The organism is Pseudomonas fluorescens (assembly GCF_003732425.1).
In the GTDB taxonomy this organism is placed as follows: domain Bacteria; phylum Pseudomonadota; class Gammaproteobacteria; order Pseudomonadales; family Pseudomonadaceae; genus Aquipseudomonas; species Aquipseudomonas fluorescens_BE.
In genome coordinates this window covers 618,692-631,437 of the sequence record NZ_MOBX01000013.1, presented here as the reverse complement: position 1 = coordinate 631,437, position 12,746 = coordinate 618,692, and the positions used below count along the sequence as shown (strand labels likewise).

Annotated in this window: 13 protein-coding genes; 7 read left to right on the top strand and 6 right to left on the bottom strand. The window is 59.8% G+C overall.

Features of this window, described 5'->3' with window-relative positions:
* Positions 1–145 precede the first annotated feature (145 nt).
* From phnE to BK670_RS13245, 5 genes are all read right to left on the bottom strand, one after another.
* Entirely contained in the window at positions 146–913 is a 768-nt protein-coding gene (phnE, locus tag BK670_RS13265) for a phosphonate ABC transporter, permease protein PhnE (protein ID WP_123450154.1), read from the bottom strand.
* Positions 910–1,734 (bottom strand): PhnE/PtxC family ABC transporter permease, encoded by an 825-nt coding sequence (locus tag BK670_RS13260; RefSeq protein WP_123450153.1) that lies wholly within the window; start codon positions 1,732–1,734, stop codon positions 910–912. Before BK670_RS13260 ends, phnE begins: the two co-directional genes overlap by 4 nt.
* Positions 1,728–2,525: a phosphonate ABC transporter ATP-binding protein gene (locus tag BK670_RS13255; RefSeq protein ID WP_123450152.1), complete on the bottom strand. Its 798-nt coding sequence runs from the start codon at positions 2,523–2,525 to the stop codon at positions 1,728–1,730. Before BK670_RS13255 ends, BK670_RS13260 begins: the two co-directional genes overlap by 7 nt.
* Positions 2,522–3,385, bottom strand: a complete 864-nt coding sequence (locus tag BK670_RS13250) for a putative selenate ABC transporter substrate-binding protein (protein ID WP_123450151.1) — start codon at positions 3,383–3,385, stop codon at positions 2,522–2,524. Before BK670_RS13250 ends, BK670_RS13255 begins: the two co-directional genes overlap by 4 nt.
* A gap of 267 nt (positions 3,386–3,652) precedes the next feature.
* The gene (locus BK670_RS13245) at positions 3,653–4,051 is read right to left on the bottom strand and encodes a RidA family protein (RefSeq protein WP_123450150.1); all 399 of its coding nucleotides are present in this window, start codon (positions 4,049–4,051) and stop codon (positions 3,653–3,655) included.
* A gap of 116 nt (positions 4,052–4,167) precedes the next feature.
* Between BK670_RS13245 and BK670_RS13240 the strand changes: the two genes are divergently transcribed.
* Positions 4,168–5,061 carry a LysR family transcriptional regulator gene (locus tag BK670_RS13240; RefSeq protein ID WP_123450149.1) on the top strand — a complete coding sequence of 298 codons (894 nt, stop codon included), beginning with the start codon at positions 4,168–4,170 and terminating at the stop codon, positions 5,059–5,061.
* A gap of 124 nt (positions 5,062–5,185) precedes the next feature.
* Positions 5,186–6,346: a radical SAM/SPASM domain-containing protein gene (locus BK670_RS13235; protein WP_123450148.1), complete on the top strand. Its 1,161-nt coding sequence runs from the start codon at positions 5,186–5,188 to the stop codon at positions 6,344–6,346.
* On the opposite strand, the gene BK670_RS13230 is transcribed toward BK670_RS13235, so the two are convergent.
* Entirely contained in the window at positions 6,317–7,204 is an 888-nt protein-coding gene (locus BK670_RS13230; protein WP_123450147.1) for a LysR substrate-binding domain-containing protein, read from the bottom strand. The genes BK670_RS13235 and BK670_RS13230 overlap by 30 nt on opposite strands.
* 111 nt (positions 7,205–7,315) lie before the next feature.
* Between BK670_RS13230 and BK670_RS13225 the strand changes: the two genes are divergently transcribed.
* Genes BK670_RS13225 through BK670_RS13205 form a run of 5 tightly spaced genes read left to right on the top strand, consistent with a single transcriptional unit; the run spans position 7,316 to position 12,629 of the window.
* Positions 7,316–8,368, top strand: a complete 1,053-nt coding sequence (locus BK670_RS13225) for an agmatine deiminase family protein (RefSeq protein WP_123450146.1) — start codon at positions 7,316–7,318, stop codon at positions 8,366–8,368.
* Between the two features lie 3 nt (positions 8,369–8,371).
* On the top strand, positions 8,372–9,280 hold the full coding sequence (gene aguB, locus BK670_RS13220) for an N-carbamoylputrescine amidase (protein WP_123450145.1): 909 nt from the start codon (positions 8,372–8,374) through the stop codon (positions 9,278–9,280).
* Position 9,281: 1 nt separating this feature from the next.
* Positions 9,282–10,385, top strand: coding sequence for an extracellular solute-binding protein (locus BK670_RS13215; protein ID WP_123450144.1), 1,104 nt, complete (start codon positions 9,282–9,284; stop codon positions 10,383–10,385).
* A gap of 46 nt (positions 10,386–10,431) precedes the next feature.
* On the top strand, positions 10,432–11,553 hold the full coding sequence (locus tag BK670_RS13210; protein ID WP_123450143.1) for an agmatine deiminase family protein: 1,122 nt from the start codon (positions 10,432–10,434) through the stop codon (positions 11,551–11,553).
* 50 nt (positions 11,554–11,603) lie between these two features.
* On the top strand, positions 11,604–12,629 hold the full coding sequence (locus BK670_RS13205; RefSeq protein WP_123450142.1) for a GlxA family transcriptional regulator: 1,026 nt from the start codon (positions 11,604–11,606) through the stop codon (positions 12,627–12,629).
* The last annotated feature ends 117 nt before the right edge of the window (positions 12,630–12,746 follow it).

Below are 12,746 nucleotides of genomic sequence, written 5' to 3'. Positions count from 1 at the left end.
CGTTACTGCTTGTCGCACTCTGGCCTTGTGGCAATGCCGCCATTGCTCCCGCGTGAAACCTGCACAGTCTGACCGCCTCGCATTACTGCAAGGTTTCCTGAAGCATAATCAGCTTTTGTCAGATATCCACTCGCACACCTGCGTACTAGGCCTTAACCCAGCGCTGCCGGCTCCAGGCACTCAGCCAGTCGACCACGAACACCAGCCCCAGCATCGCCAGAATCACCGTGCTGGCCTGGGCTTCCTGAAACAGGCTGAGGCTCACATAGAGCATCTGCCCAAGCCCGCCGGCGCCGACAAAACCCAACACGCTGGCCATGCGGATGTTGTTTTCCCAGCGGTACAGAACGTACGCAAGCAGTTGCGGCGCAAGGTTCGGCAAGGTGCCGTAGCAGAAGGCGAGGATCGGATTGCCGCCCTGCAAGCGAATGGCTTCGGCCGGTTGTGGCGGGGTGTTTTCCAGCGCCTCCGCGAACAAACGGCCGAGCACGCCGGTGGTGTGCAGGGCGAGGGCGAGGGTGCCAGCGTTCGGGCCGAGGCCGGCGGCGAGCACCATCAATGCCGCCCAGACCAGTTCCGGAATCGCCCGCAAGGCATTGAGCAACAGGCGCGAAGCACTTTGCAGTGGCCAGCCGAAACGCCCGGCGGCGGGCAGGGCCAGAATGATGCCGAACACGGCGGCGAGCAGGGTGCCGAGCGCCGACATGGCCAGGGTTTCCATCGAACCGTGGAAGATTGCTTTCAGGTAATCCGCGCTCAGATCCGGGCTGAGAAAGCGCTGCACATACGCGCCCATCTGCTTGAGACTGGTAGCGCTGCCCAGTTCGCCGAGATCCAGCCCCAGATAAGCGAAGGACGCGATGACCGCCAGCGCAATGCCGGCGATCAGCAGCAGGTTGATCAGCCGGTTCATGTCAGCCTCCAGCGCAGTAAGCGGCTGAGTTGGTCGGCGGCCAGTACCAGGATCAGGAAGCACAGCAGAATACTGGCGACTTCACCGCCGGCGAACATGCGGATCGACAGGTCGATCTGCTGACCCAATCCACCAGCACCGACAAAGCCCATCACCACCGACGCGCGGATTGCGCACTCCCAGCGATACACCGTGTAGGAGAGCAGTTCCGAGGCGACATTGGGCAAGGTGCCGTAAGCAAACGCCGCCAGACGACCACTGCCAGCCTGCAACAGCGCGTGCGCCGGACGCTGATCGGTGGATTCGAAAATCTCCGCGTAGACCTTGCCAAGCATGCCGCTGTAAGTGATTGCGATGGCCAGCACACCGGCCGCCGGCCCCAGTCCGACCGCGCGGACAAACAACAGCGCCCAGACGATTTCCGGCACGCTGCGCAAAAAAATCAGTAAGCCTCGCACCGGCCAGCGCAGCAGACGGCCCAATCGACTCGGCACGCCACCGCGTGAAGCGGCGGACAGCGACAGCGCACGACTGGCGACCAGACCGGCCGGTATCGCCAACACCAGCGCCAAAGCCATGCCGGCGGTAGCGATGGCCAGGGTTTGCAGGGTGGCTTTGAGCAGTAACTGCAGAAACGCTTCGTCGTGCGCAGGTGGCCAGAACTGTGCGACAAACCGGCCCATTTCATTCTGGCTGTCGGGCAGCAGCACGCCCAGATTCAACTCGCTAAGCTGAATGCCCGGCCACAGCAAGGCAATCGCCAGCACCGTTAGCAATAAACGTGGCCACGCGGCGGGATCCCGTGAATCAGCCTTCAGCATCGTGGAATCTGCACAGTCAAAGGCACCGCCGCAACGGTCGGTGATTGCAGTTTTTCATTGGCGTAAAGCGCGTCGAGCATTGGCGGGGTGACGCGATCAGAAGGGCTGTCGAACAGAATCTGTCCGTCGCGCAAACCGATGATTCGCGGGAAGTGCGACAGCGCCAGATCCACCGCATGCAGGCTCGCCACCAAGGTGACGTTGTGTTCGCGAGCATGCCGCGAGAGGATCGATAGGGTGTGCCCGGCCATGACCGGATCCATTGCCGAGACCGGCTCATCGGCCAGGAGAATCTCCGGCGCTTGATACAGCACCCGGGCAATGCCGACGCGTTGCAACTGACCGCCAGACAATTGCTGGCAATGGGCGAACAATTTGTCGCTCAGGTCCAGCCGCGCCAACGCCGCGCGGGCACCGGCCACATCCAGTGGATGCAACAGGTTCAAAAGGCTTTTACCCAGACTCCACTGGCCGAGCTTGCCGGCCAGTACCGCCGTCACCACACGCTGACGCGGCGGCAGCGGCGGCGCCTGATGCACCAGACCGATCCGCGCGCGCAGACGCTGACGTTGGCGGGCGGACAAGTGCCAGGCGCGCTCGCCGAGCACTTCGACCTCTCCGCTGCTGGGCCGCAGGGCGGTGGCCAGCAGGTTGAGCAAACTCGATTTGCCGGCCCCGGACGGGCCAATGATGGCGACCTGTTCGCCGACGCCAATCTGCAAATCGACACCGCGCAGGGCGTCGACTCCATTGGCGTGGCGCAGGCTGCCCTGGTTGAGGCGTAGGGTCATTTCAGCAGTTCGGCAGCGCGGGCGGCTTCCTCGATGCCCTTGTAGTTCTCGGGCTTGGTGTCGATGAAGCGGCTGGCCGCTTGCAGATCAAGAATCTTCTTCTGCTCAGGGTTGGCCGGGTCCAGATCAAGGAAGGCTTTTTTGATCTTGGCGGCCAGTGCCGGGTCGAGGGTGCCGCGCACGGTCCAGTTGTAATCGAAGTAGGTCGGGGTGGTGGCGAAGACTTTGACCTTGTTGGTGTCGACCTTGCCGGCGTCGACCAGTTTCTGCCAGACACTGGCGTTGAGCACACCGGCATCGACCTTGCCGGCCTGCACCCAGGCCACGGTGGCGTCGTGGGCGCCGGAGTAGGCGACACGGCTGAAATAACCCTCAGGCTTGATGCCGTCGTTTTTCAGCATGAAGTAACGCGGCATCAGGCTGCCGGAGGTGGACGACACCGAACCGAAGGCGAAGGTCTTGCCTTTCAGGTCGGCGAGGCTTTTGACGTTCGGGTCGGCGGTGATGAACTTGCTGGTGAACTGCGCGTCCTGTTCACGTTGTACCAACGGAATCACGGGTGTCGTTGCATCCGTCTTCAAGCGCGCCTGCACGAAGGTGAAACCGCCCAGCCAGGCCATATCAAGACGATCCGTGGCCAGCGCTTCCACCACGGCCGGATAGTCGGCCACCGGCACGAACTGCACCTTCATGCCCAGTTGCTGTTCCAGATACGCGCCCAGCGGTTCGAACTTGCGCAGCAGCTCGGTCGGGGCTTCATCGGGAATCGCGCTGACGCGCAAGACGTCAGCGGCGTGCACCATCAAGGTAGAAAAGGACAGGGCCAGGCCGGCGGTCAGTGCCAGGGTGCGTTTGAGCATGGAATTCTCCGTTTCGTAAGCGTCAAAAGGCGATAGGCCGCCGCTGCAGGATCGCTGCAGGATCAATGCGGGGCGCCAAGTCAGGGTAGACGAAACGGCGAGGTTATACGCATTCGAGGCGTCAAAGGCCAGCATTGGACCTTTGCGATGTTTTATGCCCTGTCCCTTGTAGGAGCTGCGGCACGCTGCGATCTGTTGATGTTGATCTTTAAAATCAAAATCAAAATCAAAAGATCGCAGCGTGCCACAGCTCAGGTTTGATGCCCGTCAGGATCCAGGCAGCTTCGCAATCACCTTGATCTCGAAATCAAACCCATACAGCCACGTCACGCCAACCGCCGTCACGGTCGGATGCGGTGCATCGCCCCAGAGCTCTGTCAGCACAACATTCCAGATCGTCTCGAATTTCGATGGCGGGTCGACGATGAACACGGTGACGTCGACCACATCGTCAAAACTGCAACCGGCCTCAGCGAGGATCGCATTCAGGTTGTTGAAGGCCTGGCGCACTTGATTCTGCAGATCCGGTTCGGGCGTGCCGTCCTCGGTGCTGCCGACTTGCCCGGAGACAAACAGGAAACCGTTGGAGCGAACCGCCGGTGAGTAGCGGTGGCGTTCGTAGAGCGTACGGCGAGCGGGTGGAAAAACAACGTCGCGCTGAGCCATGGGAAGGTCTCCTTCATTTGAGTTGATGGAGCCACTGTAGTTATTTGCAGGCGAGCGATAAACGCGCAAGCTTGGCGTTCACTGTTTGTGAAATCCAAACAATCGAGGGAGCAACCTTGGACCGTTTTGATGCAATGCAGGCCTTCGTTCGGGTGGTCGAGGCGGGGAGTTTCACCAAGGCAGCGGAAACCTTGCACATGAGCAAGACCACCGTGACCCAACTGGTGCAGCAACTGGAGGCGCGGTTGCGGGTCAAGTTGCTCAATCGCACTACGCGCAAGGTCAACGTTACCGCCGATGGCGCGGCGTATTACCAGCGGGTGATCCGCTTGCTCGCCGACCTCGAAGAGGCCGAAGCCAGCCTGCCCGGCGCCGCAGCATCGCCCTCGGGCCGGCTGCGTGTGGACGTCCCGAGCCCGTTGGCAAGGCTGGTTCTGGTGCCGGCCCTGCCTGAGTTTCACGCGCGCTATCCGGACATCCAGATCGACATGGGCGTCAGTGACCGCATCGTCGACATCATTGATGAGAACGTCGATTGCGTGGTGCGTGGGGGGGAACTCATGGACTTGTCGTTGATGGCGCGCAAGGTGGCCGATCTGCAGTTGGGGGTGTTTGCCGCCCCGCAATACCTGGCCCGCGCCGGTACGCCTGCGCACCCACGAGACTTGGAAGACAGCCATCATCGGGTCGTCGCTTTTCTCTGGGCCCGCACCGGCAAACCGCTGCCTTATACCTTGCACAACGCCAGTGAAAGCCTGCAAATCAGGGGGCGCTACGTGCTGGCGGTCGATGACGGCAATGCCTATCTCGCGGCAGGTCTGGCGGGTATGGGCGTGCTGTGGCTGCCCAAGTACATGTCTGCCGCCCACGAGGCGCGCGGCGAACTGGTGCCGCTGTTCGAAGACTGGAAACTCGCGCCGATGCCGCTCTACATCGCCTATCCGCCGAACCGGCATGTCAGCCTGAAATTGCGCGTGTTCATCGATTGGGTCATTGAGTTAATGGCGTAACCGCATTGTGGTGCAGTTATTGCTAGCTGCTGTGCCAGTGCCGTCAAAATACCAACACAATCAGGCGACTTGAAAGCCGCTAGTGATGAGATGCATGGCTTTCAATTCAAGGAGCTTCACCCGCATGAATATGTACATCGATATCGTCGGTGCGTGCAATCTGAGCTGCCCGTCTTGCCCGATGGGCAACTCGGAAAATCTCAATTTCAAAAAAGCCATGCAGCTCGACATGTTCAAGCAGATTGTCGATAAGGCCAAGACAGAGGGCGTCAACACGATCTACCTCTATAACTGGACCGAGCCGCTGATTCATCCAAAAATTGGCGAATTTATCGAGGTCATCAACGCGGCCGGCCTGGGCAGTGGCATCAGCACCAACCTCAATCTTGCCAAGAATATGGAAAAGGCCTTGATGGCCGAGCCGAGTTACTTCCGTATTTCGCTCTCGGGTTTTTACCAGGAGACCTACGAAAAGGGCCATGTCGGCGGCGATATCGAAGTTGTAAAACAGAACATGATCGCCCTGCAGGAGATCAAACAGCGCCTGGGTCTGAGGACCCGCGTTGATGTTTACTATCACCGCTACCTGGATAACATCGAAGAAGAATCACTGATGCGCGAGTTCAGTGAGCGCCTTGGCTTCATGTTCACCACCGGGTATTCCGTGATGATGCCGCTGGAGAAGACACTGGCCATTGTCGAGCGTGATCCGTCTGTCACGCCTACCGACCTTGACACCCTCAAGCGCCTCGCACTGCCGCCGTACGACGATCTCGTCAACGTCATCCAGAACTTTCCCAAGATGGCGTGCACGCTCAAGGATGACTGGCTGGTCATCGACTGCAATGGCAACACAGTGCTTTGCTGCACAATCTTCAATCAGACCGAGTATCAGGTTGGCAAGTACCTCGACATGCCGCTCGAAGAACTGACGCGGCGCAAATCGACGCAGAAAAACTGTGTCGACATGTGCGACCGCTGCGCCAACAAAGGCCTGCATATCTACTCGATGCATCCCAATCAGGGTGTGCTGGAGCGACACGCGGTGAATCGCATCATCGATTTCGAGCAGCGTGCCAGCCAGGGTCTCCCGGTGGACAGCGAGCATCTCGGGCGTGCCGGCGAAGTCAGCGCAGAAAACTTTGATGAGGCCCAATACTTTCGACTGAATGACGATGTCAGGATTGCGGTCGCCCAGGGAGGTTTCTCCAGCGGCTATCAGCACTACGTGCTGTGCGGGCGTCTTGAGGGACGGTTAGGCGCCGGGGTTTTTTCGGCCGTTTGAGTCGGGGTTCAGATTGGCGGATAACCACGCGGTGAAACTTTTCGCCATCGGATCGTTTTCACTGTCGCGATGGGTCAACAGCGACCAGTTCGGTCCGCGAATAGTCGCCTCGTCCAGTGGTTGCAACAAGCCGTCAGCGCGCACCTGACGGCTGAGCAACTGACTCACCAGTGCAATGCCAAGTCCTGCGCAAGCCGCGTCCAGTAGCAAGCCCGGATCCGAGAAATTCAGCCCATGTTCCTGTTGGCCGACATCGATTCCGGCCTCGACCGCCCAATGGCTCCAGTCCATTTCCCGCTCACCATGCAAGGTGGTGCGCTGCGCTGGCGGCTCGTGCAGCAGGCGCGGATGACACGCCGGATAGAGGCGATCGGTGTGCAGTACTTTGAAGCTGCATTCAGCCTGCGAACTGATGTCGTCGCGCACCGCCAGATCAATGGTCTGCGTGGCCATGTCGGGCACCTCGTCGGTGCTGTAGATCCACAGATCGACCTCAGGATGCAGGCCGCGAAAGTCCGCCAATCGTGGCAACAACCAATGCCGGGCAAATGCCGGCGTGGTGTTGAGCACCAATTGATTGGGCTTCTGATACTGCCCCAGACGCCGAATTCCCACAGCCAATTGCTGCAGCATCGCCTGGGTGGTGCTGAGCAAGTCGTAGCCGGCGTCGGTCAACGCCACGCTGCGACCGCTGCGAAAAAACAACGGCTGCTCAAGGTAAGCCTCAAGGCTGCGAATCTGCTGACTGATCGCCGATTGAGTGAGGTTCAACTCGTCGGCAGCCTTGTGAAAACTGCCCAGCCGGGCGGCGGCTTCAAAGCCGCGTAGGGAGCTGAGCGGCGGCCAATGCTTGAGCATATCGATAAGTTCCTCTAATCAGTTGTGCGCTAAATCCATCGTTTGTTTGCCTGTTTTCGAGTCCGTAGCATGGTCGGCGTGAACACAATGGCTTAATTAACGAGGCTTGTCATGCAGCAAAACGACAATAAAAACAGCGCCTGGATGATGCCGGCAGAGTGGGTGACCCACGCCGCGACGTGGATGGTCTGGCCGCACAACAAAGCATTATGGGAGTCAGGTTGGGGCGTGACCCTGGCGCAGGTGCAGGAAGATTTCGCGCGCGTGGCCAACGCCATCGCTCGATTCGAACCGGTGAAACTGGTGGTCGATCCATCGGCCGTCGCCAGTGCCAGAGCTTTGTGCGGGCCGAACATTGAGCTGATTGCGCTGATTGTGAATGACAGCTGGTGCCGTGACTCCGGCCCGACATTTGTTTGTCATCCGCAACAAGGACTGGCCGGGGTGAGTTGGCGCTTCAACGCGTGGGGCGGCAAGTCTGCTCATGATCTGGACGAAAGTCTGGCGCGCCGTACGCTCAATCACCTTGGCCTGGAATGCTTCGGCACACCGCTGAGTAATGAGGGTGGGGCAATTCATGTCGACGGCGAAGGCACGCTGATCACCACCGAATCGGTGCTGCTCAACCCCAATCGCAACCCGGGCATCAGCAAAGCCGAGATGGAAGAGATATTCAGCCGTTTGCTCGGCGTAAAGAAAACCATCTGGCTGCCGGGCGATCCGGATTACGTCACCGGTGACATGACCGATGGCCACGTCGACGGCGTCTGTGCCTTCGCGCGTCCCGGCGTGTTGCTGGTCGACGCAACCCACGACAAATCGTCGGTGTACGCCGAAGTGACGCGGGAAAACCGTCGCGCACTGGAACTCGCCACCGACGCTCAGGGTCGCCAATTCGAGCTGATCGAACTGTTCGAAGCCAGTGACGCGGTCGACACCGAGGCCGAAGTGTTCTGCGCGTCCTACACCAATTTCTACATCGCCAACGGCGCAATCATCATGCCGGCCTACGGCATCGACGCCGACAATGTGGCGGCCAAAGTGCTGGAGCAAGCCTTCCCCGGCCGCGAAGTGGTGCCGGTGCGGATCAACCATCTGGCGCATGGCGGCGGCGGTGTGCACTGCATCACTCAGCAGCAGCCAGCCTGGCCGGTGGAGGGTTGATCAATGACACTACTGACCCTCGCCACCACCCAGATGCCGTGCACCTGGGATCTACCCGGCAACCTTGATCGCGCCGAGCAGCTCGTCCGTGATGCGGCGAAGCAGGGCGCGCAAGTGATCCTGCTGCAGGAGCTGTTCGCCACGCCATACTTCTGCATCGAACAAAGGCATAAGCACATGGCGTTGGCTGAGGAGTATCGCGACAGCCGCCTGCTTGCGCGCTTCGCCGCACTGGCCCGCGAGTTGGGCGTGGTGTTGCCGCTGAGCTGGTTTGAGAAGGCCGGCAACGCTTACTTCAATTCGCTGAGCGTTGCTGATGCCGACGGGCGCTTGCTGGGTGTTTATCGCAAGACCCACATTCCCAACGCCATTGGCTATCAAGAGAAGGAATATTTCAGCCCCGGCGATACCGGTTTCAAAGTCTGGGATACCGCGTTCGGCCGTCTCGGCGTCGGCATCTGCTGGGATCAATGGTTCCCGGAAACCGCACGTTGCCTGGCGTTGATGGGCGCCGAAGTGTTGCTGTATCCGACCGCCATCGGCTCGGAACCTGGCTGCGCGGCGCTGGATTCCCGCGACCATTGGCAGATGACCATGCGCGGTCACGCGGCGGCCAATCTGCTGCCGGTGGTGGCGTCGAACCGCGTGGGGCGAGAAACAGCGACCACCGACCCAAGCCTGCAAATGAGCTTCTACGGCTCGTCGTTTATCAGCGATCACAAGGGGCAATTGCTCGCCAGCGCTGACCGCGACAGCACTGGCGTGTTGCTGCACTGCGTCGATCTGGCGGCGATGCGCGAAGAGCGTTTGAACTGGGGCGTCTTCCGCGATCGTCGCCCGGACATGTATGGGCCGCTGCTGAGTCAGGACGGTCGCCACCTCCACGCACGCTGGAACACTCAAGGGGTTTGACATGGCTATCCACCACAAACGTTTGCGCGGCGCGATCGGCCTGGCTCTGATCTGTTTAATGCCGGCGCTGCACGCCGAGGACAAAACCCTGCGCCTGTACAACTGGGCCGATTATTTTGCTGAAGATACCTTGAGCCTCTTCACCGCCGAAACCGGGATCAAGGTGATCTACGACGTCATGGATGGCAGCGAAACCCTCGAAGCCAAGATGCTGTCCGGCGGCAGTGGTTACGACTTGATCTTCCCCGGCGACACCGTCGCTGAACGACTGATGCGCGCCGGCAGCCTGATGCCGCTGAATCAATCAAAGCTGTCGGAACTGGCCGATATCGAACCCGGGCTGCAGAAACTGCGCAGCCATTACGAGCATTCCAGCAAAGCCACGGTGCCCTACACCTGGGGCACCATCGGCCTGACCTACAACGAAGAACAGATCAAACATCGTATGCCCGATGCGCCGGTCAACAGCCTCGACATGCTGTTCAAGCCTGAGCTGGCGGCGAAGTTTGCCGATTGCGGGATTTCGGTGATCGACTCGCCGGACGAAGTACTGGCGGTGGTGCTCAATTACCTTGAGCGTGATCCGCGCAGCGCGAAACCTGACGATCTGGCGGCGGCCAGTGATCTGCTGATGAAACTGCGACCGTACATTCGCAAGTTCCAGTCGCAGCCGGTGACTGATCTGGTCAACGGCAACCTGTGCCTGTCCCTTGGCTACAGCGGTGACATGACCCAGGCGCAACGCACATCGGACAGTGCCGGCAAACACACGCGGTTCCAGTATCGCGTGCCGCGCGAAGGCACCACGGTGTGGATGGACACCATGGCCATTCCGGTCGATGCGCAACACCCGGAGTACGCCTACGCGTTCATCAACTTCGTCATGCGCCCGCAGAACATGGCGGCGATCAGTAACTTCACCGGTTACCCGACTTCCAACGCCAAGGCGCGCTCGAGTGTCGATGAAAGCATGCGCGACAACCCGGATATCTACCTCGACGCAGCCACCTATGCTCGATTGATACCGGGCAAGGACATCCCCCAAGCCGACATGCGCGCACGCATGCGCACCTGGACCAAATTCAAGACTGCCACTGGCAAATGATTGATGGCCGGCGCGTCTGCCGGCCTTTTTTTACAGGGAAAACAACATGTCGACTCGTCGCGATTTCATCAAACAAGTCACGGTCGCCGCTGGTGTAGGCGCTGCATTCATGGGCTTCGGCTCATCGGCGGAAAAAGTGTTCGCTGCTGCGCAAGGGCGCTGGTTCATGCCCGACGAGGGCGACAGGCACGAGCGCGCTTTCATCGCTTTCGGGGCGCAGGACGCAATCTGGGAAGACTTCACCGCAGACGTGCAGGAAGCCCTCGGCCGCGTGGCCCGTGCCATCGCCCGGTTTGAACCGGTCACCGTTTTCTGTCGCAAGAACGAGCGTAGCCTCGCCGAAGAACTCTGCGGCACGCACAACATCACTTACGTCACCGCCACGCTTGACGACATCTGGATGCGCGATGTCGGTGCCAATTTCGTGATCGACGACAAGGGCGGTCTCGGCGCGGTGGATTTCAACTTCAACGGTTGGGGCGGCAAGCAACGACACCGTAAAGACGCGCAGATCGCCGCATTGGTTGCCGACGACGCACAAGCGACGTACATCCGCACCGAACTGGTAGGCGAGGGCGGTGGTATCGAGGTCGATGGTCATGGTACCGGGATCATGACCGAGAGCAGTTGGGTGAACGCCAACCGCAATCCGCACTGGAGCAAAGCCGATGTCGAAGCTGAACTGAAGGAACGCTTGGGCCTGCGCAAAATCATCTGGTTGCCGGGCATCAAAGGCAGAGACATTACCGATGCCCACGTCGATTTTTATGCGCGCTTCATCAAACCCGGCGTGGTGATAGCCAACCTCGACAACGACCCTGAATCCTACGATCACAAGGTCACTTTGGCGCACCTGGAAATCCTCAAGAGCGCTACGGATGCTGATGGCCGCAAATTGCAGATTCACACCCTTTCACCGCCGCTGAATCCGCGCAACAGCAAGTTCAACCAGAACAACCCGGACTTTGCCGCCGGTTACATCAATTACTTCGTGATCAATGGCGCGATCATCGCGCCGGAGTTTGGCGATAAAGCGGCGGATAAAAAGGCATTCGAGCTACTGGCGCAGCTGTATCCGCAGCGTGAAATCGTTCAGCTCGACATTGATGCCATCTCCGCCGGCGGTGGCGGAATTCACTGCGTCACCAGTCATCAACCTCAGGCGTGATTGACTCTTGCGCCGATCAAGCCAACTATCGGCGCATAACAACATGACCGATGGACCCGAACTTGATCGAACGACGCCAATTCAGCGGAGGCATGAAGGGGAAAAACCTCCGCTATCTGAACGAGCAAGGCGCGGATGACACGCGCTTGACCCGCACCGGTTTTCTGCTGCTCGAACACTTTTCACTGCCGGCCTTCACTCAGGCGCTGGACACCGTTGTCACCACCAATCTGTTGCGCCCGGGGTTGTTTTCCTCACGCACCTTTGGCCTCGGCGACGGCGAGGTCATCAGTGATCTGGGCCTGGTCATCCGGCCTGATGCACGTCTTGATGCTGCCGCGCTTCAGCAACTCGATCTGCTGGTGGTGTGCGGCGGTTATCGCACCGAATTGCGTGCGAGCGACGAGTTCATTGGCCTGCTCAAATCTGCAGCGGAGCGCGGTATCAGTCTCGCCGGGTTGTGGAATGGCTCGTGGTTCCTCGGCCGCGCCGGGTTGCTCGATGGCTATCGCTGCGCGATCCACCCGGAGCATCGTCCGGCGCTGACCGAGATTGCCAAAGCTACCCATGTCAGCAGCGAACCCTATGTGATTGATCGCGATCGCCTCACGGCGTCGAGTCCGTCCGGCGCTTTCCACATGGCATTGGACTGGATCAAGGGCTTGCACGGCAAAGCCTTGGTCGAGGGCATCGAAGACATTCTGGCCTTCGAGGAGTCGCGCTACCGGCGGATCAAACCGGATGAAAACCTCTGCGTCAGTGCGCCGCTGCGTGAGGTGGTGAAACTGATGGACGCCAATCTGGAGGAGCCGCTGGAGCTTGAGCAATTGGCGGTGTACGCCGGTCGTTCTCGCCGCCAGTTGGAGCGCTTGTTCAAGGAACAACTCGGCACTACGCCGCAGCGCTATTACCTGGAATTGCGCATCACCGAAGCGCGGCGTTTGCTGCAGCACACCGAGCTGTCGCAGGTGGAAGTGCTGGTGGCTTGCGGGTTCGTCTCGCCGAGCCATTTCAGTAAGTGCTACAGCTCATACTTCGGCTATCGCCCCTCGAAAGAAAAACGCCTCGTCAAATAACCCAAACGGTTACCCGCCCGCGTTCACTTTGGTATTTCCAGGTCGATGTTGATTACGGTTGACTGATCTGATGCGGCGCGGGTGGCTTGCCTGACATCCGGTAAGGAAAAAGCCCAA